22 protein-coding genes are annotated in these 25196 nt (G+C 63.8%); 11 read left to right on the forward strand and 11 right to left on the reverse strand.

The window, feature by feature from the left end:
* Positions 1 to 46: 46 nt before the first annotated feature.
* Entirely contained in the window at positions 47 to 736 is a 690-nt protein-coding gene (locus BM190_RS00255) for a YggS family pyridoxal phosphate-dependent enzyme (protein ID WP_092251309.1), read from the reverse strand.
* Between the two features lie 108 nt (positions 737 to 844).
* On the opposite strand from BM190_RS00255, the gene BM190_RS00260 reads away from it, so the two are divergent.
* Positions 845 to 2548 carry a diguanylate cyclase domain-containing protein gene (locus tag BM190_RS00260; RefSeq protein ID WP_092251310.1) on the forward strand — a complete coding sequence of 568 codons (1704 nt, stop codon included), beginning with the start codon at positions 845 to 847 and terminating at the stop codon, positions 2546 to 2548.
* On the opposite strand, the gene BM190_RS00265 is transcribed toward BM190_RS00260, so the two are convergent.
* Entirely contained in the window at positions 2545 to 3591 is a 1047-nt protein-coding gene (locus BM190_RS00265; RefSeq protein WP_177236882.1) for a GGDEF domain-containing protein, read from the reverse strand. The two genes, BM190_RS00260 and BM190_RS00265, sit on opposite strands and share 4 nt — an antisense overlap.
* 191 nt (positions 3592 to 3782) lie before the next feature.
* On the opposite strand from BM190_RS00265, the gene leuS reads away from it, so the two are divergent.
* From leuS to holA, 3 genes are all read left to right on the forward strand, one after another.
* A complete protein-coding gene (gene leuS / locus BM190_RS00270; protein WP_092251311.1) occupies positions 3783 to 6407 on the forward strand; it encodes a leucine--tRNA ligase in 2625 nt (874 codons plus the stop codon).
* Positions 6394 to 6945: an LPS assembly lipoprotein LptE gene (lptE, locus tag BM190_RS00275; RefSeq protein ID WP_092251312.1), complete on the forward strand. Its 552-nt coding sequence runs from the start codon at positions 6394 to 6396 to the stop codon at positions 6943 to 6945. The genes leuS and lptE overlap by 14 nt, the downstream gene beginning before the upstream one ends.
* A 132-nt stretch (positions 6946 to 7077) precedes the next feature.
* Entirely contained in the window at positions 7078 to 8106 is a 1029-nt protein-coding gene (gene holA, locus BM190_RS00280; RefSeq protein WP_092251317.1) for a DNA polymerase III subunit delta, read from the forward strand.
* A gap of 150 nt (positions 8107 to 8256) precedes the next feature.
* On the opposite strand, the gene BM190_RS00285 is transcribed toward holA, so the two are convergent.
* The 7 genes from BM190_RS00285 to hemJ form a co-directional block, all read right to left on the reverse strand.
* Positions 8257 to 9144 carry a ParB/RepB/Spo0J family partition protein gene (locus tag BM190_RS00285; protein ID WP_177236834.1) on the reverse strand — a complete coding sequence of 296 codons (888 nt, stop codon included), beginning with the start codon at positions 9142 to 9144 and terminating at the stop codon, positions 8257 to 8259.
* A 144-nt stretch (positions 9145 to 9288) separates the two neighbouring features.
* Positions 9289 to 10155, reverse strand: a complete 867-nt coding sequence (locus BM190_RS00290; RefSeq protein ID WP_091965364.1) for a ParA family protein — start codon at positions 10153 to 10155, stop codon at positions 9289 to 9291.
* Between the two features lie 31 nt (positions 10156 to 10186).
* Complete coding sequence (gene rsmG / locus BM190_RS00295) at positions 10187 to 10861, reverse strand: 16S rRNA (guanine(527)-N(7))-methyltransferase RsmG (RefSeq protein ID WP_177236883.1); 675 nt, start codon at positions 10859 to 10861, stop codon at positions 10187 to 10189.
* Between the two features lie 108 nt (positions 10862 to 10969).
* The gene (gene mnmG, locus BM190_RS00300) at positions 10970 to 12850 is read right to left on the reverse strand and encodes a tRNA uridine-5-carboxymethylaminomethyl(34) synthesis enzyme MnmG (protein WP_092251320.1); all 1881 of its coding nucleotides are present in this window, start codon (positions 12848 to 12850) and stop codon (positions 10970 to 10972) included.
* 491 nt (positions 12851 to 13341) lie between these two features.
* Positions 13342 to 14691 carry a tRNA uridine-5-carboxymethylaminomethyl(34) synthesis GTPase MnmE gene (mnmE, locus tag BM190_RS00305; protein WP_092251321.1) on the reverse strand — a complete coding sequence of 450 codons (1350 nt, stop codon included), beginning with the start codon at positions 14689 to 14691 and terminating at the stop codon, positions 13342 to 13344.
* A 313-nt stretch (positions 14692 to 15004) separates the two neighbouring features.
* Positions 15005 to 16270, reverse strand: coding sequence for a transcription termination factor Rho (gene rho / locus BM190_RS00310; RefSeq protein WP_008133567.1), 1266 nt, complete (start codon positions 16268 to 16270; stop codon positions 15005 to 15007).
* 247 nt (positions 16271 to 16517) lie between these two features.
* Positions 16518 to 16952 carry a protoporphyrinogen oxidase HemJ gene (hemJ, locus tag BM190_RS00315; protein ID WP_092251322.1) on the reverse strand — a complete coding sequence of 145 codons (435 nt, stop codon included), beginning with the start codon at positions 16950 to 16952 and terminating at the stop codon, positions 16518 to 16520.
* Positions 16953 to 17411: 459 nt separating this feature from the next.
* On the opposite strand from hemJ, the gene BM190_RS00325 reads away from it, so the two are divergent.
* Genes BM190_RS00325 through dnaQ form a run of 4 tightly spaced genes read left to right on the forward strand, consistent with a single transcriptional unit; the run spans position 17412 to position 20260 of the window.
* Positions 17412 to 18251 (forward strand): pyruvate, water dikinase regulatory protein, encoded by an 840-nt coding sequence (locus tag BM190_RS00325; protein ID WP_018323540.1) that lies wholly within the window; start codon positions 17412 to 17414, stop codon positions 18249 to 18251.
* Positions 18252 to 18259: 8 nt separating this feature from the next.
* Positions 18260 to 18868, forward strand: a complete 609-nt coding sequence (locus tag BM190_RS00330) for a Maf family protein (protein WP_018323539.1) — start codon at positions 18260 to 18262, stop codon at positions 18866 to 18868.
* Between the two features lie 23 nt (positions 18869 to 18891).
* Positions 18892 to 19491 carry a dephospho-CoA kinase gene (gene coaE / locus BM190_RS00335; RefSeq protein ID WP_018323538.1) on the forward strand — a complete coding sequence of 200 codons (600 nt, stop codon included), beginning with the start codon at positions 18892 to 18894 and terminating at the stop codon, positions 19489 to 19491.
* A 55-nt stretch (positions 19492 to 19546) separates the two neighbouring features.
* Positions 19547 to 20260, forward strand: coding sequence for a DNA polymerase III subunit epsilon (dnaQ, locus tag BM190_RS00340; protein ID WP_092251323.1), 714 nt, complete (start codon positions 19547 to 19549; stop codon positions 20258 to 20260).
* Here the strand turns inward: dnaQ and secB are convergent.
* Positions 20257 to 20739, reverse strand: a complete 483-nt coding sequence (gene secB, locus BM190_RS00345) for a protein-export chaperone SecB (RefSeq protein ID WP_018323536.1) — start codon at positions 20737 to 20739, stop codon at positions 20257 to 20259. The genes dnaQ and secB overlap by 4 nt on opposite strands.
* Positions 20740 to 21150: 411 nt before the next feature.
* Between secB and BM190_RS00350 the strand changes: the two genes are divergently transcribed.
* Genes BM190_RS00350 through BM190_RS00360 form a run of 3 tightly spaced genes read left to right on the forward strand, consistent with a single transcriptional unit; the run spans position 21151 to position 23961 of the window.
* Positions 21151 to 21858, forward strand: coding sequence for a Tim44/TimA family putative adaptor protein (locus BM190_RS00350; RefSeq protein ID WP_092251324.1), 708 nt, complete (start codon positions 21151 to 21153; stop codon positions 21856 to 21858).
* Positions 21836 to 23374 carry a murein transglycosylase A gene (gene mltA, locus BM190_RS00355; protein ID WP_177236835.1) on the forward strand — a complete coding sequence of 513 codons (1539 nt, stop codon included), beginning with the start codon at positions 21836 to 21838 and terminating at the stop codon, positions 23372 to 23374. Before BM190_RS00350 ends, mltA begins: the two co-directional genes overlap by 23 nt.
* Positions 23371 to 23961, forward strand: coding sequence for a Smr/MutS family protein (locus tag BM190_RS00360; RefSeq protein ID WP_092251326.1), 591 nt, complete (start codon positions 23371 to 23373; stop codon positions 23959 to 23961). The genes mltA and BM190_RS00360 overlap by 4 nt, the downstream gene beginning before the upstream one ends.
* On the opposite strand, the gene BM190_RS00365 is transcribed toward BM190_RS00360, so the two are convergent.
* The gene (locus tag BM190_RS00365; RefSeq protein ID WP_092251327.1) at positions 23958 to 25082 is read right to left on the reverse strand and encodes a hypothetical protein; all 1125 of its coding nucleotides are present in this window, start codon (positions 25080 to 25082) and stop codon (positions 23958 to 23960) included. The two genes, BM190_RS00360 and BM190_RS00365, sit on opposite strands and share 4 nt — an antisense overlap.
* Positions 25083 to 25196: the final 114 nt, after the last annotated feature.

Here is a 25196-nt window from a genome sequence, read left to right on the forward strand (position 1 = left end):
GGAGATCACGCGGTATGGGTCCCTGCGTTCGCAGGGACGACAACAACTATCTATGCCCGAAGATCGCACTCCCCACGCGCACATGGGTGGCACCTAGCATGATGGCATTGGCGAAATCCGCGCTCATGCCCATCGAGAGATTGGTCAATCCATTACGCGCGGCGATCTTGGCGGTCAGCGCGAAATGCGCCGCCGGCGGCTCGTCGACCGGCGGGATGCACATCAATCCAGAGATCGTCAGCCCATAGGTGTCGCGGCAGCTGGCGAGGAAGGCGTCGGCCTCGCCGGGCGCGATGCCGGCCTTCTGCGGCTCCTCGCCGGTGTTGATCTGGACGAAGAGTTGCGGGTGCTTGTTCTGGGATTCGATTTCCTTGGCTAACGCCTGGCAAATGCTCGGACGGTCGACCGAATGGATCGCATCGAACAGCGCGACCGCCTCTTTCGCCTTGTTGGATTGCAGCGGACCGATCAGATGCAGCGCGATGCCGGAGTAAACAGACGTTAACGCAGGCCACTTGCCTTTGGCCTCCTGTACCCGATTCTCGCCGAATACGCGCTGTCCGGCGTCGATAACCGGGGTAATTGCATCCGCGGCGAAAGTCTTGGACACCGCGATCAGGGTCACGGAGGCGCGATCGCGTCGCGCATCCTTGCAGGCACGGGCGATTTCGGCTTCGACCGCGGCAAGCGCGATTGGTGAATGGCCGGTTACCGGCGCGGCGTTGGCTTCTGTCATGACGTCGATTGGCTATGATCCTGACCGAGGTAAGTCCAATTTTACCGAGTTCAAGAAAGAGTTTTTGAACCCTTCGCTTTACCTTGGCCGACGGGGTGGGTAGCGAAGATGGCAACAATCAGTCTCAACCGCAAACGAGCGAAACTCAAGCAGGTTCTCGGAATCCGGGCGCGGCTTGCATTGCTCGCGGTGATTCTGGTGGCACCCTTGATGCTCGAGCGCATCCGTTCGCTCGAAGATACCCGCACCCGGCAGATCGCACAGGCCACCGTTGAATTCACCACCGTCGCGCGGCACAGCGCCGATGCGCAACGCGAGGTGATCTCGTCGGTCGAGACCATCCTGAAGTCGGAGGCCTTCATTCGTGCCTCCGCCGGCGGCGTCAGCAAGAGCTGCGACGTGCTGCGCGCGAGCCTGCCGTCGAACCTGCCCTGGATCCGCACGCTTTTGATCGCCGGCGCAGACGGGCGCATCCAGTGCGCGACGAACAATATGTATGTCGGCCTCGACCTGAGCGACCGGCCCTACTTTCAGCAGGCCCAAACGAGCGGCCGCTTCGTGCTGAGCGATTTCATCCTGTCGCGGCCGATAGCAGCACCGACGGTGATGGCGGCTTATCCCGTATCGGCCTTCAGCGGCGTGTCCGATGCCGTCGTCCTTGCCACGGTCAATCTCGACTGGATGTCGAAGGTCATGAGCAATCTGGGCGGCCGCGCCGGCATCACGGCCGTGCTGGTCGACAGCGCAGGCACCGTGCTGGCCGCGCCGGCCGATCAGCACAGCGCAGTCGGCCGTCCGCTCGACAACATGCCGCTGATGTCGGCGATCGCCGACAGGGCGCTGCGTTCCGATCAGGATGAAGGCTCACTGTCTTTCCTCGCCGCCGACGGCTCGCGCCGCGCGGTCAGCTACATCCGCATCTCCGGCACCAACGCCCGCCTGATCGCCAGCATCGACGAAGACAAGGTGTCCGCGGCGGTCAACCGCGACATCCGCACCGCCTATCTCCAGCTCGCTTTCGTCGTCGTGTTCGTCCTGCTCGGCGCGCTGATCGCCGCCGAAAAGCTCGTCATCAAGCCGATCGAGATGCTCGTCGACATGGCCAAGCGTCTCGGCGAGGGCGATCTGTCGGCGCGCGCGGCGCGCAATCGCCTGCCGGCCGAGTTCGTGCCGCTGGCCCGCGCGTTCAACGCGATGGCGGCGCAGCTGAGCCAGCGCGAGCGCGAGCTGATCGCGAGCAACGACCGGCTGACGGTGATGGCCTCGATCGACATGCTGTCGGGGCTCGCCAACCGGCGCGGCTTCCAGAGCCGGCTCGACTTCGAGTGGATGCGCGCGCAGCAATATGGCAGCGACCTCGCGCTGCTGATGATCGACGTCGACCATTTCAAGCTGTTCAACGACACCTATGGCCATCTCGAAGGCGATTCCTGCCTGACCAGGCTCGGCGAGTCGCTGTCCGGCATCGCCGCCGACACGATGGGCTTCGCGGCACGCTATGGCGGCGAGGAGTTCTGCCTGCTGCTGCCGAACACCGACGTGAACCGCGCCGTCGAAATCGGCGAGCTGGCCCGCGCGGCCGTGCTGAAGCTGTGCCTGCCGCACATCACCTCGGCCCACATGATCGTCACCGTCTCGATCGGCGTTGCCGCGACGAAGCCGAACGAGGCCTTGCGTCCCGGCGACTTGATCGAAGCCGCCGACGCCGCGCTCTACGCCGCAAAACACCGCGGCCGCAACAATGTCGTCGAGCACGGCGTGCAGGCGATCGAGACCGGCGCCGTCGAAATGATGATGGCGGCGAGCGCCTAACCCGCAGTCCCCACGCGATCGAGCTCGGTTTCCGTCACCACGCGATTGCGGCCGCTGCCCTTGGCGAGATAGAGCGCGCGGTCGCAGCGCTCGATGAGATCGTTGACCGCTTCGCCGGCCCGGTACTGCGCCACGCCGATCGACACGCTGATGCTGGGCAGGACCTCGCCGGTGGAGCGGCGGGTGATCGTGCACTCGGCGAGCGCGCGCCTGATCCGCTCGGCAATCTCGGCACAGGTGGCGAGATCGGCATCCGGCAGCACCGCGATCAGCTCCTCGCCGCCATAGCGGGCCGGCAGATCCTGCTCGCGAACCTTTTCACGCAGCACCTTCGCCATCAGGCGCAGCACTTGGTCGCCGACGCCGTGGCCGAAATTGTCGTTGAAGGTCTTGAAGTGGTCGATGTCGAGCATCAGCACGCTGAGCGGCTCGCCCCACGCCGCAGTCGCCCGCGCCTTGCGCAGGAATTCGTCGAGCGCCCGCCGGTTTGCGAGGCCGGTCAGCGTGTCGGTCCGGGCGCGCTCCTCGGACCTCGATAGCGAATCGCGGATCACGTCGAGCTCGCGGGTCTTTTCCGCAAAGCCTGCTTCCAGCCGTGTCGCCCGTGTGGCGGCCCGCGCCAGCTCGTTCATGAGCTGGGCAACCAGCGCCTTCGGATCGACGCCGGCCTTGCCCTGGTCCGCCACCTCGCTGATGACCTGCATCTGCGAATGATTGTCGGCGATCGCGGTCGCCAGAAACTCCTTCGCGGCCCCCATGAGCGCCTGCAGCCGCTCGGACGTGTCGACCACGGCGGCACTCACCTGGGGCGCGACATAGGTCTTGAACAGGTCCTGATTGGTTCGGGCGTCGAACGGACGATTGTGGTCGATCAGGAGATCGATCGCGTTGCGCAGATCCTCGTGGCCGTCGCCGAAATACAGGAACCAGACGGCAAAATTGGCCGGGGTCGGCGCAATCCGCTGTTCGGCCATGCTCCGCATCGCCCGTCCGGCAATGGACGCGGCATAGTCGTAATCGGGCTCGTCGAAGCTGGAATCCATCGCACTCATGCGGTCTCGTCGGGCCGCAAATTGGCATTGACCCCTTAATCACACCCCAACGTCGACCTTCGTAGTTATGCGGAGGCGCCGGCAAGGTTCCAAACTGCGGCAACCCATTGACCCCCTAAGGACTTCTATGGCCTAGTCCGCCGTCTTGAGACGGCCGAACCCACGAAAACCCCAACGATTCCATGACCTCCGAACGCTATAACGCCCGCGACGCCGAACCGCGCTGGCAACGCCTCTGGGACGAACAGGCGATCTTCGTCTCCAAGAACGACGATTCGCGGCCGAAATATTATGTGCTCGAGATGTTCCCCTACCCGTCCGGGCGCATCCATATCGGCCATGTCCGGAATTATACGCTCGGCGACGTGCTGGCCCGCTTCATGCGCGCCAAGGGGTTCAACGTGCTGCATCCGATGGGCTGGGACGCCTTCGGCCTGCCGGCCGAGAATGCCGCGATCGAGCGCAAGGTCGCGCCGAAAGCCTGGACCTACGACAACATCGCCGCGATGAAGAAGCAGCTCCGCTCGATCGGGCTGTCGCTGGACTGGTCACGCGAATTCGCGACCTGCGACCCCAGCTACTACAAGCATCAGCAGAAGATGTTCCTGGACATGCTTGCCGCCGGCCTCGCCGAGCGCGAGAAGCGCAAGCTCAACTGGGATCCGATCGACATGACCGTGCTCGCCAACGAGCAAGTGATCGACGGCCGCGGCTGGCGCTCCGGTGCGATCGTCGAGCAGCGTGAGATGAGCCAATGGGTCTTCAAGATCACGAAGTACTCGCAGGAGCTGCTGTCCGCGCTCGATGGGCTCGATCGCTGGCCCGACAAGGTGCGGCTGATGCAGCGCAACTGGATCGGCCGCTCGGAAGGGCTGCTGGTTCGCTTCGCGCTGGATCAGGCGACGACGCCCGCCGGCGAGAGTGAGCTGAAGATTTTCACGACGCGCCCGGACACGCTGTTCGGCGCGAAATTCATGGCGATCTCGGCAGATCATCCGCTGGCGCAGGCAGCCGCCGCGAAGAACCCCGAGCTTGCGGAGTTCATTGCCGACATCAAGAAGATCGGCACCGCGCAGTCGATCATCGACACCGCGGAGAAGCAGGGCTTTGACACCGGCATCCGCGCCGTGCACCCGTTCGATCCGTCCTGGAAGCTTCCGGTCTATGTCGCGAATTTCGTGCTGATGGAATACGGCACCGGCGCGATCTTCGGCTGCCCGGCGCATGACCAGCGCGACCTCGACTTCGTCAACAAGTACAACCTCGGCAACACGCCGGTGGTATGCCCCGAGGGCCAGGATCCGACGTCGTTCGTCATCACCGACACCGCCTATGACGGTGACGGCCGCATGATCAATTCGCGCTTCCTCGACGGCATGACCATCGAGCAGGCCAAGGACGAGGTCGCCAAACGTCTGGAAAGCGAGCTGCGCGGCAACGCGCCGGTCGGCGAGCGCCAGGTGAATTTCCGCCTGCGCGACTGGGGTATCTCACGCCAGCGCTATTGGGGCTGCCCGATTCCCGTCATCCATTGCCCGAAATGTGATGTGGTGCCGGTACCGGATGCCGATTTGCCGGTCACGCTGCCTGACGATGCGACCTTCGATAAGCCCGGCAATGCGCTCGACCATCATCCGACCTGGAAGCACGTCACCTGCCCCAAATGCGGCGGCAAAGCCCAGCGCGAAACCGACACCATGGACACCTTCGTGGATTCGTCCTGGTACTTTGCGCGCTTCACCGATCCCTGGAACGAGACCGCGCCGACGACACCCGCCGTCGCCAACCGGATGCTGCCGGTCGACCAATATATCGGCGGCGTCGAGCACGCGATCCTGCATCTGCTCTACAGCCGCTTCTTCACCCGCGCGATGAAGGCGACCGGGCACATCGCGCTGGACGAGCCGTTCGCCGGCATGTTCACGCAAGGCATGGTGGTGCACGAGACCTACCAGAAGGCCGACGGCACCTATGTGCAGCCGGCCGAGGTCAAGGTCGAGGTCGGCGGAAATGGCCGCCGCGCAACGCTATTGACGACGGGCGAAGACATCCAGATCGGCCCGATCGAGAAGATGTCGAAATCGAAGAAGAACACGGTCGATCCCGATGACATCATCGAGACCTACGGCGCCGATGTCGCCCGCTGGTTCATGCTGTCGGATTCCCCGCCCGACCGCGACGTGATCTGGAGCGACGAGCGCGTCCAGGGTGCCTCGCGTTTCGTGCAGCGGCTGTGGCGGCTGGTGAACGATTCCATTGAGCTCGGCAAAGCCGCGCCGGCGGCCCGGCCGGCCAGCTTCGGCCCGGACGCGACTGCCTTGCGCAAGGCCGCCCATGGCGCGCTCGACAAGGTCACCACCGGAATCGAGCGGCTGCACTTCAACGTCTGCCTGGCCCATATCCGCGAATTCGCCAATACCTTCTCGGAGATCCTGCAGCGACCCGGCCAGCCCGCTGCAGATTTGGCCTGGGCGATCCGGGAAGCCAGCCAGATCCTGGTCCAGCTGTTCTCCCCGATGATGCCGCATCTTGCCGAAGAGTGCTGGCAGGCTCTGGGCCAGAGCGGGCTGGTTTCCGAGGCCAATTGGCCGCAAATCGAACGCGATTTGCTGGTTGAAGACAGCGTGACCCTCGTGGTCCAGGTCAACGGCAAGAAGCGGGGTGACGTCACAGTTGCAACAGCGGCCCAGAATCCGGAAATCGAGGCTGCCGTTTTGGCTCTCGATGCAGTAAAACTGGCCCTGGACGGCAAGCCCGTCCGCAAGGTGATCATCGTCCCCAAGAGGATCGTAAATGTTGTCGGCTAGGATCCGCATCGCAGCCCGCTTGCTGGCGGTCGCCGCATTGGCGGCGCTGACGGCTGGTTGCTTCCAGCCGATGTATGCCGAGCGTGGCGACGGCACCCCCGGCTTGCGCGAGAAGCTGATGGGGGTCGAGCTCCCGCCGATCGCCAAGCCCAATGCCTCCCGCGAGGCCCGCATCGGTGTCGAAGTCCGCAATGCTCTCGCCTTCAAGCTCTACGGCACTGCGACGGGAATGCCACCGACCCATCGGCTGGACATCCGCTTCATCTCCAGCCGTTCTTCGCTGATCGTCAGCGCCACGACGGGATTGCCGACCAGCGAAAACCTCGGCATCGACGCCCAGTACAATCTGATCGAGGTCGCGACCGGCAAGTCGGTGATGACCGGCACCACGTTCTCGCGCGTGTCCTATGACATGCCCGGGTCCTATCAGCGCTTCTCCCGCACCCGCGCCGTCCGCGACGCGGAGGATCGTGCCGCCAACGAGATCGCCGAGAACATCACGACCCGGCTCGCCTCGTTCTTCACCGCTGGCACCTGATTATTCCCGTCATTCGGGGCTCGCGAAGCGAGAACTACGGTGCGCAATTGCGCACCTGAGAATCTCGTTTCCCAACCTCTGGATTCCGGGTTCGCGCTTCGCGCGCCCCGGAATGACAAGGCAACAGGCAACATGGTCGCGCTGCGTGGAAAAGAGATCGACGCCTTCCTCGCCCGCCCCGATGCGGGCCGCCCGATCATCCTGCTCTACGGTCCCGATGCCGGCCTGGTGCGCGAGCGCGCCGATGCGCTGATCGCATCGGCAGTCGATGATCCCAACGATCCGTTCTCGCTGGTCAAGCTCGACGGCGACGAGCTCTCCGCCGAGCCCTCGCGCCTCGTCGACGAGGCCATGACGGTGCCGCTGTTCGGCGGCCGCCGCGCCATCCGCATCCGCGCCGGCTCGCGCAGCTTTGCCAGCGGCATCGACACGCTGGCCGAGATGAGCGTGAAGGATTGCCGCATCGTGATCGAGGCCGGCGAGCTGCGTCCGGACTCGCCGCTGCGAAAAGCCTGCGAGAAGGCCAAGGCCGCGGTGGCGATCGGCTGCTATCCCGACACGGAGCGCGACCTCGCCAAGCTGATGGATGACGAATTGCGCATCGCCAATTTGCGCATCGCGCAGGATGCCCGTGCGGCGCTGATGTCGTTCCTCGGCGGCGACCGCCAGGCCTCGCGCAACGAGCTGCGCAAGCTGACGCTCTACGCCCACGGCAAGGGCGAGGTCACGCTGGATGACGTGATGGCCGTGGTCGCCGACGCCTCCGAGCTGAAGCTCGACCCGATCGTCGACGGCGCCTTTGCCGGACGGCCCGACATCGTCGAGACCGAATTCGCAAAAGCCATGATCGCCGGCACCTATCCCGGCGTGATCATTTCCGCCGCGCAGCGCCAGGCTGCGTGGCTGCACAAATCCGCGCTCGCGATCGCCGAGGGTCAGCCTGCCTCCGCTGTGCTCGACGGCGGCTATCCGCGCCTGCATTTCTCACGTAAGCCCGCGGTCGAAACGGCGCTGCGAAATTTCAGCGTGGCGCGGCTCGCCGCCATTATCGAGCAGCTCGCAACCGCGGCGCTCGACACCCGCAAGCAGTCCACGCTAGCCGCCGCCATCGCCCAGCGGACATTGATGGCCATTGCTGCGAATGCAAAGCGGCGGGGCTGAGCCACGCTGTCATCCCCGCGAACGCGGGGATCCATAATCACAGGAAGTGGTTTGGCGAAGACTTGCAGTCCGGTACTGCGCCCCCGGCCCGATCGCTAAATCACGCGGTATGGGTCCCCGCGTTCGCGGGGACGACAGCGAGGGCTTGGCCTACAGCGCGCCCTTGGCCAGCCGCTTCATCACCTCGTCGAGCTGATCGAGGTTGCGGTAGCTGATCTGGACCGAGCCGCCGGGGTCGCGGTGATTGACGGTGACCTTGAGACCGAGCGCGTCGCTGACGCGCTTCTCCAGGTCGATCGTGTCGGGGTCCTTTTCCTTGCCCCCGATAGCGCGCGCCTTCTGCGGCTTGCGCTCGGGCACGCCCTCTTCATGCGCGAGCGCTTCGGCCTGGCGGACGTTGAGGCCCTCCTCGACGATGCGCTTGGCGGCGGCGAGCGGATCCGGCACGCCGATCAGGGCGCGGGCGTGACCTGCGGTCAGCTCGCCGGTCGCGATGAAGGCCTGCACCTCCGCCGGCAGCTTCGTCAGCCGCATCATGTTGGCGACGTGGCTGCGGCTCTTGCCGACGACTTTTGCGATGTCGTCCTGGCTGCGTTTGAACTCGTTGGCGAGCGCGTGATAGCCTTGCGCCTCTTCCATCGGGTTGAGGTCCTCGCGCTGCACGTTCTCGACGATCGCGAACTCCAGCGCATCGCTGTCGCTGATGTCGACCGGGACGATCGGCACCTCGTGCAGGCCGGCCATCTGCGAGGCGCGCCAGCGCCGCTCGCCGGCGATGATCTCGAAGCGATCCTGTGCGCCCTTCACCGGACGCACCACGATCGGCTGGATCACGCCGTGCTGCCTGATCGACTCGCTGAGCTCCTTCAGCTCGGTGTCCGAAAAGGTGCGGCGCGGATTGCGGGGATTGGCCTTGATGAACTCGATCGGCACCTTGCGCTGCGCGCGCGGCCGATCGACATGCTGGGCCTCGCCGCCGACATCACCGATCAGACTTGCAAGACCCCGGCCCAGTCGCGAACGCGCTTCGTCGGCCATCGCCAGCTCCCTTGGATTCACGCTACAGCACTCCAGAACTGAATTTCGAACGTAGGGTAGGCAAAGCGCAGCGTGCCCACCGGTTGCTTATGCGGTGAAGATGGTGGGCACGGCGAAGACGCCTTTGCCCACCCTACGGCACCGTCAATGCGTGACGCGTAGCTCGCGCTCGCGCTGAATCACTTCAGTGGCAAGCCGCAAATACGCTTCGCTGCCGACGCATTTGAGATCGTAGACCAGCACCGGCTTGCCGTAGGACGGCGCTTCGGAGATGCGCACGTTCCGCGGGATCATGGTCTTGTAAACCTTCTCGCCCATGAACTGCCGGACGTCGGCGACGACCTGGTTCGAGAGGTTGTTGCGCGAGTCGAACATGGTCAGCACGATGCCGTGGATCGACAGGTTCGGATTGAGCGTCGAACGAACCTGCTCCACCGTCTGCAGCAATTGCGACAGACCTTCGAGCGCGAAGAACTCGCACTGCAGCGGCACCAGGATCGCATCGGACGCCGCCATCGCGTTCACCGTGAGCAGGTTGAGCGAGGGCGGGCAGTCGATCAGTACATAGGTGTAGTCGGCGTCCGGAGAGACGTTGTTGTTGAGCGCTCCGATCGCGTCGCGCAGCTTGAAGGCGCGGCCTGGCGTGGTGCCGAGCTCGAGCTCGAGGCCGGAGAGATCCATGGTCGAGGGCGCGATGTGCAGCCGCGGCACCGCGGTCGAGACCACGGCCTCGCGCAGCGGGGCTTCACCGATCAGCACGTCATAGGTCGAGCATGAGCGGTTGCGGCGATCGATGCCGAGGCCGGTCGAGGCGTTGCCCTGCGGATCGAGATCGACGATCAGGACGCGCTCGCCGATCGCAGCGAGCGCCGTGCCGAGGTTGATCGCTGTGGTTGTTTTTCCCACACCGCCCTTCTGATTCGCCAGCGCCAGGATGCGCGGATGGCCATGCGGCACCTCGCTGGTCGGTTCTTGGGTCTGTTCTTGCTGCGGCTCGTCAATCACGGTCATCGAAATTTTCCCCACTCAACCCCTGAGCGCCTCAGCTGCGCCGTTCGGCGGCATCGAGCTCCACGATCCAGCCGTCACCCGTGCGGCTTTGGTGGAGCCGAGGCTCGATATTCCAATATTTAGCGGCTTCGGTCAATTCAGCCTCTACATCTTGACCCTTAGGAAATAACGCCTTTGCGCCCTGGCGCATCAGCGGCTCCGCAAAGCCGATGAGTTGATGTAGCGGAGCCAGCGCACGCGCGGTGACGCAATCGACGGGGCCGGTGATTCTATCCACATTATCCCCGATCTCAGCGAGATGTACGACTCCCGGAGATGTGGTGACGCGAATTGCTTCGCGCAGAAATGCCGCCTTCTTGGCGATTCGCTCGACGAGGTGAACTTTCGCGTCCGGCGACGCCGCCATAGCGCAGGCCAGCACGACGCCGGGAAAACCGCCGCCGCTGCCGAGGTCAGCCCAGCGCTTTGCGGTCGGCGCGAGATCGACAAGCTGGAGCGAATCGGCGATGTGCCGGGTCCAGAGGTTTGGCAGGGTCGAGGGCGCGACGAGATTGGTCTTGGCCTGCCACTCCCGCAGCAGCGCAATGTAGCGGTCGAGCCGTATCTCGGTTTCACGTGAAACGGGCGCGAGTTTGAGCGCCGCGATCTTGTCCGCGGCGATGATGGCATCGAGCGACTGATCATTGGCGCTGCTGGCCTTGTCGATCTTCGGTCTTGCCGGCGGTTCGCTACGCCGCCCAGCGCCCTCACCCGTTCCGGGTCGTCGCGATAGCGGTCTGTCCCCGCCCGGTCCGCGCTGTTTCACGTGAAACGCCTATGCGATTGCCTGGGAAGTCTTCCGTGCCTCGCGGCGGAGATAGGCCGCGAGAATACCGAGTGCCGCCGGCGTCATGCCATCGATGCGGCCGGCCTGACCGACCGTGAACGGCCGTGCCTTCGCCAGCTTGGCGCGCACCTCATTGGAGAGCCCGGGCACCTGCTGGTAATCGACGTCCGCCAGCACCAGCCCCTCGTCGCGCCGGAAGGCTTCGACGTCGGCGCTCTGGCGCTCGAGGTAGACATCGTACTTGGCGTCGATCTCGAGATGGGTGGCGATAACAGGGTCGATGGCCGACAGCTCCGGCCAGATCGCGCGGATCTGGCTCCAGCCGATATCCGGGTAGGCCATCAGCGAGAACGCCGACCGGCGTTGGCCGTCCCGATTCAGGGACAGTCCGTGCTTGATCGCCTCGTTCGGGGTGATCGCCAGCGACTTCGAGAGCGTCCTGGCCGCGTTCAGGGCGTCCATCTTGGCACGGTGATGCTGGGTCCGGGCACTGCCGACGCACCCCAAAGCGATCCCCTTCTCGGTCAGGCGCTGATCAGCATTGTCCGCCCGCAGTGTCAGCCGGTACTCGGCCCTAGATGTGAACATTCGATAGGGCTCGCTGATCCCGCGGGTCACGAGGTCGTCGATCATCACGCCGAGATAGCCATCGGCGCGGTCGAACACGGTCAGTGCGGCCCCGCTCGCAGCCAATGCCGCGTTCAGGCCGGCCACGATGCCCTGCCCGGCGGCCTCTTCGTATCCGGTGGTGCCGTTGATCTGTCCGGCCAGGAACAGGCCGCGCAGACGCTTGGTCTGCAGGGTCGGATCGAGCTCGCGGGGATCGATATGGTCGTATTCGATGGCATAGCCCGGGCGGACCATCTTGACCCGCTCCAGGCCAGGAATGCTGGCGAGGATCGCGAGCTGGACTTCCTCGGGCAGCGAAGTCGAGATGCCGTTGGGATAGACCGTGCTGTCGTCGAGCCCTTCCGGCTCCAGGAAGATCTGGTGACCGTCGCGATCGCCAAAGCGGACGATCTTGTCCTCGATCGAGGGGCAATAGCGGGGACCAGAGCTCTTGATCTGGCCGGAGTACATCGGCGAGCGATGAACATTGGCCCGGATCACCTCATGGGTCGCGGACGTGGTCCGGGTGATGCCGCACTGGATCTGCGGGGTCGTGATCCGCTCGGTCATCACCGAGAACGGCTCCGGCGGCTCGTCGCCGGGCTGCATTTCGACCGCCGACCAGTCGATCGTGGTGCCGTCCAGACGCGGCGGAGTGCCGGTCTTGAGCCGTCCCAGGGTGAAGCCGGCGCGCTCAAACGAGCCGGAAAGACCCATCGCGGGCGCCTCATCGACGCGGCCGGCCGGCCAGTTCTTCTCGCCGAGATGAATGAGACCGCGGAGGAAGGTGCCCGTGGTGACAACCACAGCCCCTGCCCGAAGCTCACGGCCATCGGCCAGGCGCAGACCGGTGACTCGGCTATCGGCCACGATCAACTCGTCAGCCTCGCCCTCGATGACCGAGAGACCCTCGGTCTGCCGGATCGCGGCCTGCATCGCGGCGGCATAGAGCTTCCGGTCTGCTTGGGCGCGAGGACCGCGGACGGCGGGACCTTTGCGGCGATTGAGCACGCGAAACTGGATGCCGCCGGCATCGCCCACGCGACCCATCAGACCGTCCAGCGCATCGACCTCCCGAACCAGATGACCCTTGCCGAGGCCGCCGATCGCGGGATTGCAGGACATCGCACCGATCGTGGAGAAACGATGCGTCACCAGAGCGGTCGTCGCGCCCATCCGGGCGGCCGCAGCCGCGGCTTCACAGCCGGCGTGGCCGCCGCCAATCACGATGACGTCGAAGCTTTCTCGCACTGTTCGCATGGCGGACTTCTAGCTCAGTGTCGGGAAAGCCGGAAGAAGAAACTCGTGGGCGGATGTTTCACGTGAAACACGGATCAGGGGGCCCAAGCGATTTCGCGAAAACTACCCCATGCACAGTAGAATGACAGTTGGATTGGCTCGTGTTTCACGTGAAACGAAATCGGCATTCCCCGGACAAAGTGCCGACCGGTGGATGTTGGGTCCGCTCGCCGCCACACTCTTCATTGCGAACAAAGCGCAATCCAGAATCCCTCCTCAGAAGGCAGTCTGGGTCTCTTCGTCGCGAGGTTCCTCGCAATGACTGGGCGAGCGTAGCGCCGCTGAAGCGGTCCTTTGTGCACAGAGAGAGGGAACTTCCATTCGCCGTGCTCGCGCTGTGCCCATCCGAACTTCAAAGCGGATCCAGATATCGAGCGACAACGAGCCCTGGAATGTTTCACGTGAAACACAAAGAATGGAACAAGGGCTAGTTCTACAATGAAGAACTAGACTTACTTTCCGATACAGAACTTTTGGAAGATGGCTCCGAGGACGTCTTCGACATCCACCCGGCCCAGCAATCGGCCCAAGGCATAAGCGGCAGCGCGCAGCTCTTCGGCCGCAAGCTCCTCGCCGTCTTCTACAAGGTCCAGGCTCCGGCGCAAGCTTTCTGACGTCCGGACCAACAGATCCCGCTGGCGAGCCCGGGTCACCAGCGCGCCCTCGGTGGCTCCGAAAAACTCAGAGGCGAATTTAACCAGCGCGTCCACAAGGTCCGGGACACCATCCCCCCGGCTCGCGGAGATCTCGAACTCGGCCCGCGGTACGACGCCCTCGCTCAGGTCGATCTTGTTGCGGACGATCCAGACCGGTCCACCGGACGGATCGCCCTCATCAGACGTCCGCGGCGACCGCATCGCACTGGGATCGACGGCCTGCTCCGCCTCCACCAGCCACAGCACGAGGTCGGCGTCTTCGGCGCGGGCCCTCGCCCGGCGCACGCCCTCCTGCTCGACCGGATCATCCGTCTCGCGAATGCCGGCAGTGTCGATCACCGTGACGGGATAACCATCGAGATCGAGCTGGACCTCGATCACGTCGCGCGTCGTGCCGGCATAGGGCGAGACGATCGCGACCTCGCGGCGCGCGAGCTGATTCATCAGGGTCGACTTGCCGACATTCGGCTCGCCCGCGATCGCAACCACGAGGCCCTCGCGCAGACGTTCAGAATGTCCCTGTGCTGCAAGGACTTCTGCAATTTCATCGTGCAGCGCTTTGATCGCTTGCACCGCCGGCGCCCTTAGCTCCGCCGGCACATCACCCTCATCGGAAAAATCGATGCCGGCCTCGATCAGCGCCGACGCCTCGATGATGCGCTCGCGCCAGTCGCGCGCACGGTCCCCGAGCAGGCCCTGCAGCTGGCGCAGCGCCTGACGGCGCTGGCGGTCGGTGTCGGCGTGGATGAGATCGTCGAGGCCCTCGGCTTCGGTGAGGTCGAGCTTGCCATTCTCGAAGGCGCGCCGCGTGAATTCGCCGGGCTCGGCCGCACGCGTATTCGGAATTACAGAAATAGCAGCAAGCAGCGCGGCCAGGACCGCGCGGCCGCCATGCACGTGGAATTCGGCGACGTCCTCGCCGGTCGCGCTGGCCGGCCCCGGAAACCACAGCACGACCGCATCGTCGATCGGCTGGCCCGCGCCGTCACGAAGCAGCCGGCGGCTGGCCTGCCTCGACGCCGGCAGCTTCCCCGCCAGGGTCGTCAACGCCAAGCCGGCCTGTGGACCCGAAATGCGCACCACGGCGATCGCACTCGGCGCCCGGCCGGACGACAGTGCAAAGATGGTCTGGTCTCGCGGATGCATGGCCTATTTGTCCGGCTCGCGACGAAAAGGCAAACGGGGCCATTCCCTAGACCGCGGCGGGTCGGTTTTGCTGCGATTTTGCCGCAGCAAAGATCATATTGCATTGCAGCAAAGACCCAGGAATTTGCTGCAAAAATCTCGCCGATTGGAAGGTCCACCCAACGCACGTCAAATATTGTGTAGACATATCAACATCTTCCGAGCAGCCCGGATCTGCGCTTCGATATAGCTCCATGCTGCACCTTCGCTGCAGCAAAGCTGCACAACAAAAAGGGCGCCCGAAGGCGCCCTTAAATTTCATATTGCACTGCAATCAGGTGTTCATGGAGTCGAAGAACTCCGAATTGCTCTTGGTCGAGCGCAGCTTGTCGAGCAGGAAGTCGATCGCGTCCATCGTGCCCATCGGGTTGAGGATGCGGCGGAGCACGTACATCTTCTTGAGCACCTGCGGATCGGTGATGAGCTCCTCCTTGCGAGTGCCGGAGCGCGAGATGTCGATCGCCGGGAAGGTGCGCTTGTCCGAGACCTTGCGGTCCAGGATCAGCTCCGAGTTACCGGTGCCCTTGAACTCTTCGAAGATGACTTCGTCCATGCGGCTGCCGGTATCGACCAGCGCGGTCGCGATGATGGTCAGCGAGCCGCCCTCCTCGATGTTGCGGGCGGCACCGAAGAAGCGCTTCGGGCGCTGCAGCGCGTTGGCGTCGACACCGCCGGTCAGCACCTTGCCGGATGACGGCACCACGGTGTTGTAGGCGCGACCGAGCCGCGTGATCGAATCGAGCAGGATCACGACGTCGCGGCCATGCTCGACCAGACGTTTTGCTTTTTCGATCACCATCTCGGCGACCTGGACGTGACGCACCGCCGGTTCGTCGAAGGTCGATGACACGACCTCGCCCTTCACCGAGCGCTGCATGTCCGTGACTTCTTCCGGACGCTCGTCGATCAACAGCACGATCAGATAGCATTCGGGATGATTGTGCGTGATCGAGTGCGCGATGTTCTGCATCAGCACGGTTTTACCCGTGCGCGGCGGCGCGACGATCAAGGCGCGCTGGCCCTTGCCGATCGGCGCGACGATGTCGATCACGCGTGCAGACAAGTCTTTCCGCGTCGGATCGTCGATCTCCATGCGGAAACGCTGATTCGGAAACAGCGGCGTGAGGTTGTCGAAATTGACCTTGTGCTTGGCCTTTTCCGGGTCCTCGAAATTGAGCGTATTGACCTTCAGCAGCGCGAAATAGCGCTCGCCCTCTTTCGGGCTGCGGATGTGGCCTTCGATGGTATCGCCGGTGCGCAGGCCGAAACGGCGGATCTGCGACGGCGAAACGTAGATGTCGTCCGGGCCCGGCAGATAATTCGCATCGGGCGAGCGGAGGAAGCCGAAGCCGTCGGAGAGAACCTCGACGACGCCCTGGCCGACAATATCGGTCTCGGCGAGCGCGAGCTGCTTGAGGATGGCGAACAGCAGCTCCTGCTTGCGCATGGTGCTGGCATTCTCGACCCCATTCTCCTCCGCGAACGAGACGAGCTCGGCCGGCGTTTTGGACTTGAGGTCTTCGAGTTTAATTTCCCGCATTGGGGTGGTCCTGTGGGGTAACCTTGGGAGGGGTGCGAGGAGGCTCTGAAATGCGGACGTGAGAAGATAAGGTCCGCAGGTCTGGCAAGGTTAAGTGCCGATGAGGCTTCAAACCTGATGCGGTGTCCGGCCTCTGGAAAGCTCAGACACAACCACATCCGCCTGCGTTGGGTGGGATATCGATAATATAGAAAATCGCTCCCCGCTCCGCAAGCCGAAGCGCTGAGCTAATCGTCGCGCGTCTTGCCTAGAACGGCTTCACGATCACCATGATGACGATGAAAATCATCAGAACGGTCGGCACCTCGTTGATAATTCTATAGAATTTCTGGGTCCGAGAGCGCCGGTCGGCGGCGAAATCCTTCAGCCAGCGGGAAAAAAAGCCGTGGACCGCCGACATCGCCAGGACCAGTGCCAGTTTTACGTGCAACCAGCCGAATGAGAACCAATGGCCGGACCAGGCAAGATAAAGGCCGGCGAGCCAGGTGACGGTCATGGCCGGGTTGATGATGGCCTTGAGCAGCCGGCGTTCCATGATCTTGAACGTCTCGGACTGTTTCGAGCCGATTTCGGCCTCGCTGTGATAGACGAACAGCCGCGGCAGATAGAGCATGCCCGCCATCCAGGCGATGACCGCAATCACGTGCAGCGCCTTGATCCAGAGATAGACGTCTTCAAACATTTTCTGCTTCCGGATTTCCGACCCAGCCGAGGGAACGCTGGGGATAGTAAGAACTCGTTAAGGTCTTGCCTGCACACATATCCGTCCGTAGCGCCTTCCTCAAATCTAGAATCTTAGATTCTTAAGGTTTGAGTCTATGTGACCGTGGATTGGACTCACGCAATTCCGTCCGCGCATTCACGCGCGCTTGTTCACATCCATCAACATATCCCTGATCGCTCTGGCGACTTGCGATAAGTCGGCCAGCTTCAAAGGCTTGCGCCTTTCTGTCGGCAGCTTATCAAGGGGGTTGTCCGCGCAATCCCGTTTCCCTGCAGCGAGGGCGCCGGACTTGTCCTGACGGGCAGCGGTGTGAAGAAAATTGGCACTTGTCCCGCCCCTGGTGTCGCGCAACCCTTTCCGAGGGGTTAAGCTCCACAGAAATCCACAAATCACCCCGCCTTCATCCAAAGAGTTTTCGTGCCAACCTCGAACAATTATTTCCATCTGCACCTCGTGTCCGACTCCACCGGCGAGACGCTGATCACCGTGGCCCGGGCCGTCGCCGCGCAATACGCCAACGTCACCCCGGTCGAGCACGTCTATCCGCTGGTGCGCAGCCAGAAGCAGCTCGACCGCGTGCTCGACGAAATCGAGGAAGCGCCGGGGATCGTACTGTTCACGCTGCTGGAGAAGGATCTGGTCTCCAGGCTCGAGGACAAGTGCAAGGAGATCAATGTTCCGAGCCTGTCGATCATCGGTCCGGTGATGCAGCTGTTCGAAGCCTATCTCGGGGCTGCGACCACCGGCCGCGTCGGCGCCCAGCACGTCCTCAACGCAGAATATTTCAAGCGCATCGATGCGCTGAACTACACCATGATCCATGACGATGGTCAGCATGTCGAAGGCCTTGACGATGCCGACGTCGTGCTGGTCGGCGTGTCCCGCACTTCCAAGACGCCGACGTCGATTTATCTGGCCAATCGCGGCATCCGCACCGCCAACGTGCCACTGGTTCCCGGCATCCCGGTGCCTTCGCAACTGGAGACGCTGACGCGGCCGCTGGTCGTCAGCCTGCACGCGACGCCGGAACGCCTGATCCAGATCCGTCAGAATCGCCTGCTCTCGATGGGGACCGATTCCGGCAACGACACCTATACCGACAGGCAGTCAGTCACCGAGGAAGTTGCGTTTGCGCGCAAGCTCAGCGCCAAGCACGATTGGCCGCTGCTGGACGTCACGCGACGCTCGATTGAGGAAACCGCGGCGGCGATCATGAAGCTCTACAGCGATCGTCAGCGCAACCGGCCTTCCGGATAGCTTTCGCGATGGGTCTGTGGCTCGGCAAATCTCCGTTGATCCTGGCCTCGCAGAGCAGCGCGCGAAAAATGCTGCTGGCCAATGCCGGGCTGGAGTTCAAGGCTGTTACCGCCGATATCGACGAGCGCGGTATTCAAGCCGCTTCAGCGCTTTCAAATCCGCGCGAGATCGCTCTGCTGCTGGCGCGCGAAAAGGCCAAGGCGATCTCGGCCAATCATCCCGGAAGCTACGTGATCGGGGCCGATCAGACACTGGCTCTTGGCAACCGTCTTTTCAACAAGCCTGCAGGCCGTCCGCAGGCATTGGCGCAATTGCGCGATCTCGCCGGCAACAGCCATGAGCTGAATTCCGCCGTGGCCGTGGCACATGACGGCCAGATTGTTTTCGAAGACGTCGCGGTCGCCCGCATGACCATGCGCGAGATGACCGAGGACGAGCTTTCAGCCTATCTGGACGCTGCCGGTGACGCCGTCACCACCAGCGTCGGGGCCTATCAGCTTGAAAGCCTGGGCATCCATCTGTTCGAGCGGATCGAAGGCGATCATTTCACCATTCTCGGTCTGCCGCTGCTGCCGCTGCTTGCGTTCCTGCGAGGCGAGCGGCTAGTTGCGGTGTGAATGACAGACAGGGCTGAGCGCTGATGCGGATCCTGGGACTGACCGGCTCGATCGGGATGGGAAAATCCACCACCGCGAAACTGTTCGCGGAGGCCGGCGTGCCCGTCTACGATGCCGATGCAGCCGTGCATCAGCTCTATGAGGGGGAAGCGGCGCCCGCCATCGAGGCAGCTTTTCCCGGCACCACCGCGAACGGCAAGGTGGACCGGCCAAAACTGTCGGCGCGCGTCGTGCACGATCCGGCCGCAATCAAGCAGCTCGAGCAGATCGTCCATCCGATGCTCGGTGCGTCCCGGCAAAAGTTCTTCGCCGCGGCGGAAGCCGCCAAGGCGCCGGTCGTGGTGCTGGACATCCCGCTGCTGTTCGAGACCGGCGGCGAGAAGCGGGTCGACGCCGTGGTCGTGGTCTCGACCTCGCCGGAACTCCAGCGCGAGCGAGTGCTGGCCCGCGGCACGATGGACGAGGCCAAGCTCGACGCGATCATCGCCAAGCAGACGCCGGACGCGGAGAAGCGCAAGCGGGCCGATTTCGTGGTGGATACGTCACATGGACTTGACCCGGTGCGCGCGCAAATCGCCCACATCCTGGCCGAGGTCGTTAAGATGCCGCAGCGGCGGGCCTGATTCGCCGCCGCACACGGCTCTCAAGACGCTGCTCTCACGCCACTGATCTCAAGACATGCGCGAAATCGTTCTCGATACCGAAACCACCGGCCTCGATCCGCTTCGCGGCGATCGTCTGGTCGAAATCGGCTGTGTCGAGATCCTCAATCGCATGCCGACCGGGCAGACGTACCACGTCTATATCAATCCTGAACGGGACATGCCGGCGGAAGCCTTTGCGGTGCATGGGCTGTCGGCCGAATTTCTGTCGACCAAGCCGCTGTTCCACGAGGTCGTCGATGCGTTTCTGGAGTTCATCGGCGATGCGCCGCTGGTGATCCACAACGCCTCGTTCGACATCGGCTTCATCAATGCCGAGCTCGACAAGATCAAGCGCGCGGCGATCCCGCGCGAGCGGCTGGTCGATACGTTGCTGCTGGCGCGGCGCAAGCATCCCGGCGTGTCCAACCGGCTCGACGATCTCTGCTCGCGCTATGCGATCGACAATTCACACCGCACCAAGCACGGCGCGCTGCTGGACGCCGAGCTGCTGGCCGAGGTCTATGTCGATCTGGTCGGGGCGCGGCAGTCGCAGCTGCTCCTGGCGTCGGACGCTCAGGAGATTCGCGTCAATGCGGCTGGCGATGCGCCGCGGCGGCAACGTCTGGTGCCGCTCGCGCCGCGGGTTTCCGATGCCGAGCGCGAGGCCCACAAGGCCTTCATTGCAACGCTCGGCGACAAGGCGATCTGGAACGAGTTTTTGCCCGCTCCATCTCCTCCGGCTGGTTAGGCCTGGCCGCTCGGCTGAGCGGCCATTTGCCGCTCCATGTTCTGGCGGTAGAGACCGACGAAGTCGACCGGATCCAGCATCAGGGGCGGGAACCCGCCGTCGCGCACCGCGGTCGCGATGATCTCGCGGGCGAACGGGAACAGCAGGCGCGGGCACTCGATCATGACCAGCGGATGCAGATTCTCCTTCGGCACGTTGGCGATGCGAAACACGCCGGCATAGGCGAGCTCGAACGAGAACATGATCTTGCCCGCGGTCTCGGCCTTGCCTTCGACCGACAACGTCACCTCGAACTCCTGTTCGCTGAGATTGTTGGCGCTGACATTGATCTGGATGTTGATCTGGGGGGGCTGGCTCTGCTGCTGGAGCGAGCTGGGCGCGTTCGGATTTTCGAACGAAAGGTCCTTGGTATATTGCGCCAGCACGTTGAGCTGGGGAGCCTGGGCCGCCTCGGGAGGGGTGCCGTTACCGTTGGTCATGAGAGTCTCTCCTTACCCGATTTGGGCTGAATTTCGCGGCGGTTGGCTAACATAGGGCCGCCTCGTTCCACAAGGACGAACGGTCCCGGAGGCGGGATTCCGGCCGCGCCGCAACTGCCGCGTTCATCCTGCCTTTTCCGCAAATCTGCGCCTTAAATGATTGAAGATGCGCGATTTCCGGGCAGGATCGGGTTTCCCCTTAAGCATAAAACGCGCTACACTCGGTGCTGTGCCAAAAGGCGCCATTGGCCGGGCAAGATTTCGTGCCTACATCCCACGGACCTGACGCGGACCTAAAATGGTGATGTAGACTTGCCGTTCCCGTATGGAACGGTCTACTGGCCGGATTGATTTTCCCGGCGACGACCCCAAAGCAAAGACCCAGAGCAAAGACCAGAAAGCGAATCCGACGTGGACATCTACACCATCATCTTCCTGGCGCTGGCGGTCTTCATCTTTCTGCGGCTGCGCAGCGTGCTCGGGCAGCGGACCGGCAACGAGCGGCCGCCGTTCGATCGGACTGCCGCGCGCAATGCGCTCGGGGGTACCCAGGACAACAACGTCGTGACCATGCCGGGCAAGGTGATCGACCAGGCCCCGCTGGCGCCGACGGCCGAGCCGACCCCACCCTCCGATCGCTGGAAGGGCCTGACCGAGCCGGGCACCGCGCTGGCGCAGGGCCTCGATGCCATCGTCGAAAAGGATTCCACCTTCGACCCGCGGCATTTCATCTCGGGCGCCCGCGGCGCCTACGAGATGATCGTGCTGGCCTTTGCCAATGGCGACCGCCGCGCGCTGCGCGACCTGTTGTCGTCGGACGTCTATGACAGCTTCGAGGCCGCGATCAAGGAACGCGAGAAGAACGAGCAGAAGACCGAGACCCGCTTCGTCTCGATCGACAAGGCCGAGCTCGTCGGCGCCGAGCTGCGCGACCGTACCGCCCAGCTCACGATCCGCTTCGTCTCGCAGATGATCTCGGCCACCCGAGACAAGGCCGGCAACATCGTCGACGGCAGCGCCGACACGGTCGCCGACATCACCGATATCTGGACTTTCGCCCGCGACGTCACCTCTCGCGATCCGAACTGGAAGCTGGTTGGCACCGGAAGCGCGAATTAAGGTCTATCTGAAGACCGGCGCGACGGCGCTTTGCGCAGGTGTCGTCGTGCTGTCGTCGTTTTCGCTCGGCGCCGAGGCGGCGCGGCGCCACTATCGCAGCCATCACCATCATGCTCCAGCGTTGCCTGCCGCTCCGCCGCGGGCCTTGCCCTATCCGCAGCTCCCGCTGCCGTTCGAAATTCCGGGCGCGCAATATCTGCCGCTGGCCTGGGCGGACGTGAAAGGCTGGAGCGATGACAATCATCTCGCGGCGTACAAGACGTTCCGCGCCAGTTGCAAGACGATCAATGCACAAACCGGCGCGACTGAACCGAAGGCGCTGGCAGGCTCGCTGAACGAACCTTGCCGGTCGGCAAAAGCGCTCGATCTCAGCGACGACGCCAAGGCAAAGACCTTCTTCGAGGAGAACTTCGCGCCGCTGCGGATCTCGCGACTCGGCGAGCCCGACGGTTTCGTCACCGGCTATTACGAGCCGGTGTTGGAGGGATCGCGCACCCAGACCGACGTCTACAATGTTCCGGTCTACCGCCGTCCGTCGAATCTGTTCGTGCGCGGCTACAAGCAGGATTCGGTGAGCCTGCCCAACAAGGGCCCGGTCTATCGCAAGATCGGCCGCCGCAAGCTGGTGCCCTATTACGACCGCGGCGAGATCGAGGACGGCAAGATCGCGGGCCGCGGGCTCGAGATCGCCTGGCTGAAGGATCCGACCGATCTGCTGTTCGCGCAGATCCAGGGTTCGGCGCGGATCAAGTTCGACGACGGCAGCTCGGTTCGGCTCAATTACGACGCTTATAACGGTTATCCCTACACCGCCGTCGGGCGCATCCTGATCGAGCGCGGCATCATTCCGAAGGAAGAGATGTCGATGCAGAAGATCAGGGAGTGGATGACGCAAAACCCTGATGGCGCCAAGGAGCTGCGGCGCGCGAACCGCGCCTACATCTTCTTCCGCGAGATCAATCTCTCCGACAAGGACGAGGCGGTGGGCGCACAAGGCATTCCGCTAACGGCGGGACGCTCGATCGCGGTCGACAAGGCGCTGCATGTCTACGGCACGCCGTTCTTCATCGAGGGCGAGCTGCCGATCGATTCCGAGCGCTCCAAGACACCGTTCCATCGGCTGATGATCGCGCAGGACACCGGCTCGGCCATCATCGGACCCGCGCGCGCCGATCTGTTTTTCGGCGCGGGCCAAGAGGCCGGCCGCGTCTCCGGCCGGCTGCGCCATCCCATGCATTTCGTGATGCTGGTGCCGAAGGGCCTCGATCCCTCGGCGCGGGCTGTGCGGCTGCCGGTGCCCGATCCGCGGCCCTCGGAGAAGATCGCAAAGCTGTTTCCGCAGACCGATCCTGGGAAGGTGACGGCCAAGCCCGCTGCTGCCGCCGGTCCTGTGGAAGCCAAGACCGACACGGTCGCTATCGCGGGTCCAGTCCCGCTGCCCACGCCGCGTCCCGTGATCGAGCCCGCTTCCGAACCGCAGCGGCCGGCGAAGAAACGTCCCCATCGGCAGCAATGAAGCGATCGTCCCGTCCGCCCGTGCTGGAGCCTCGCCCCTCGCCGCGCCGCCGCGCGCTGAGCGAGGAGGAGCGCGCGCTGTGGGAGGTCGTTGCCAAGCAGGTCAAGCCGCTGCGGAAGCACCGCGCGGCGAAGGCGCATGCCGCTCCGCGCACAGAGCCTTTGCCCGCAGCCCCGGTCACGCGGCCTGCGTCATCGCCACGGCCGGTCGCTGCTGCACCGGCGCCGCGCGCCGCAAAACCGGCCGTCCCGCCTCTGGCGCCGCTCGGCAAGCGCGAGCGTACAAAACTGTCGCGCGGCCGCAGCGAGATCGAGGCGCGGCTCGATCTGCACGGCATGACCCAGACCCGCGCGCATCGCGCCCTGACCGGCTTCCTGCACCGCGCTCATCACGACGGCATGACCTTCGTGCTCGTCATCACCGGCAAGGGCCGCAGCGGCGGCGAAAGCGGCGTGCTGCGCCGCCTGGTGCCGGAATGGCTGAGCCTGCCGGAATTCCGCGCCTTCGTCGTCGGCTTCGAGACGGCGCATATCGGCCATGGCGGCGAGGGCGCGCTGTATGTGCGGATCAGGCGGGCGAGATTCTAAAACGGCCGGATGATTCCGACGCGCGGGATCAGCGTGAGGATCAGGCCGAAGACGTTGGTCTTCCGATCCTCCGTCGGGATCAGCGCTGTCTCACGCGCGGCCGGCAGCATCTTCACGGCATGCAGGATCAGGAACATGCAGACCGCCCAGTTCGAGATCCAGCGCGAATAGTCGAACACCATCGCGAACATCACGAGATAGGCGAGGCTGACGCCGGTCAGCGCCGCGAGCACGAGGCGGCGGTGCGTCTCGCTTGCGAGCGCGGCGATCAGCCTGGCAAAATAGCGCCACAGCGGCGTGTGCAGCCAGATCAGCAGCGCGAACACGGGCACGCCGAGGATGTTGTGCGGCAGGCGCCCCCAGGTATCCGAGACCTCCTTCGCCAGCGGCTGGTACCAGATGTAAGCGAATTGCAGCAGGTCGGTTCGCGACGGGTCGGCCATCCGCGTTTTCAGATACGCGACGAAATCCGCTTCGGGAATTGGCATCGTTCCCAAAAATTGCGCCGCAAAGAACAGCACCGCGACGATGAGCAGGGCGACGATGCCGAAGGCGACGTTGCCGCGATTGAGCCCGCAAGCGAGATAGTGCCTGATCACGACGATGGTGACGATCGTCGGCACATACATCAGCAGGTGAATGTGGTGGATCAGCACGAGAACGATCGCGAACAGCGCAGCCGTCGCCACGAACAGCAGCGATCCCGCCGGCATCAGCAGCAGGACGATCGCCAGCGCACAACCATAGATGTCGAAATGGCCGAGCGTGTGCATGAAATTTTTCAGGAAGAACGGCGAGCCCGCGACGAAGACGAACAGCGGCAACGTCTTTGCGGTGAAGCCAAAGCTCTTCTGAAACAGCCTTGCGTAGAGGGCCAGCGTCACCAGCCACGTCACCCCGCCGATCGCGAACACCGACCAGACCGGCACCTTGTCCGTGAACAGCGCGACGATGGCCCCGATCAGCGCGCGCTTGATGAAGCCGAAATGGTAGTCGACCACGAGATGGATGTAGGGGACGTAAGGCGGCAGCTGGATCTTGTGAACGAACACGCCGACGAGGATGGCGGCGTTGACCACGAGCAGAAGGCGCCAGGGATTTTTCTGAATTTGAGCGATCACGCCGCACCTGAGCTGGCGCGATCGACCACCGCTGTCGTCCCGGGCAAGCGAAGCGCGACCCGGGACCCATAACCACAGGACGCTGTTTGAGCCAAGGCTGGAGCCGCCATCTTT

Source organism: Bradyrhizobium sp. Rc3b (genome assembly GCF_900114915.1).
Classification (GTDB): Bacteria; Pseudomonadota; Alphaproteobacteria; order Rhizobiales; family Xanthobacteraceae; genus Bradyrhizobium.

What these genes read in the sequence shown, in the direction of transcription:
- BM190_RS00255 (WP_092251309.1), bottom strand. Translation starts at nt 736, where the DNA reads ATGACAGAAGCCAACGCCGCGCCGGTAACCGGCCATTCACCAATCGCG.
- BM190_RS00260 (WP_092251310.1), top strand. Translation starts at nt 845, where the DNA reads ATGGCAACAATCAGTCTCAACCGCAAACGAGCGAAACTCAAGCAGGTT.
- BM190_RS00265 (WP_177236882.1), bottom strand. Translation starts at nt 3,591, where the DNA reads ATGGATTCCAGCTTCGACGAGCCCGATTACGACTATGCCGCGTCCATT.
- leuS (WP_092251311.1), top strand. Translation starts at nt 3,783, where the DNA reads ATGACCTCCGAACGCTATAACGCCCGCGACGCCGAACCGCGCTGGCAA.
- lptE (WP_092251312.1), top strand. Translation starts at nt 6,394, where the DNA reads ATGTTGTCGGCTAGGATCCGCATCGCAGCCCGCTTGCTGGCGGTCGCC.
- holA (WP_092251317.1), top strand. Translation starts at nt 7,078, where the DNA reads ATGGTCGCGCTGCGTGGAAAAGAGATCGACGCCTTCCTCGCCCGCCCC.
- BM190_RS00285 (WP_177236834.1), bottom strand. Translation starts at nt 9,144, where the DNA reads ATGGCCGACGAAGCGCGTTCGCGACTGGGCCGGGGTCTTGCAAGTCTG.
- BM190_RS00290 (WP_091965364.1), bottom strand. Translation starts at nt 10,155, where the DNA reads ATGACCGTGATTGACGAGCCGCAGCAAGAACAGACCCAAGAACCGACC.
- mnmG (WP_092251320.1), bottom strand. Translation starts at nt 12,850, where the DNA reads ATGCGAACAGTGCGAGAAAGCTTCGACGTCATCGTGATTGGCGGCGGC.
- mnmE (WP_092251321.1), bottom strand. Translation starts at nt 14,691, where the DNA reads ATGCATCCGCGAGACCAGACCATCTTTGCACTGTCGTCCGGCCGGGCG.
- rho (WP_008133567.1), bottom strand. Translation starts at nt 16,270, where the DNA reads ATGCGGGAAATTAAACTCGAAGACCTCAAGTCCAAAACGCCGGCCGAG.
- hemJ (WP_092251322.1), bottom strand. Translation starts at nt 16,952, where the DNA reads ATGTTTGAAGACGTCTATCTCTGGATCAAGGCGCTGCACGTGATTGCG.
- BM190_RS00330 (WP_018323539.1), top strand. Translation starts at nt 18,260, where the DNA reads ATGGGTCTGTGGCTCGGCAAATCTCCGTTGATCCTGGCCTCGCAGAGC.
- coaE (WP_018323538.1), top strand. Translation starts at nt 18,892, where the DNA reads ATGCGGATCCTGGGACTGACCGGCTCGATCGGGATGGGAAAATCCACC.
- dnaQ (WP_092251323.1), top strand. Translation starts at nt 19,547, where the DNA reads ATGCGCGAAATCGTTCTCGATACCGAAACCACCGGCCTCGATCCGCTT.
- secB (WP_018323536.1), bottom strand. Translation starts at nt 20,739, where the DNA reads ATGACCAACGGTAACGGCACCCCTCCCGAGGCGGCCCAGGCTCCCCAG.
- BM190_RS00360 (WP_092251326.1), top strand. Translation starts at nt 23,371, where the DNA reads ATGAAGCGATCGTCCCGTCCGCCCGTGCTGGAGCCTCGCCCCTCGCCG.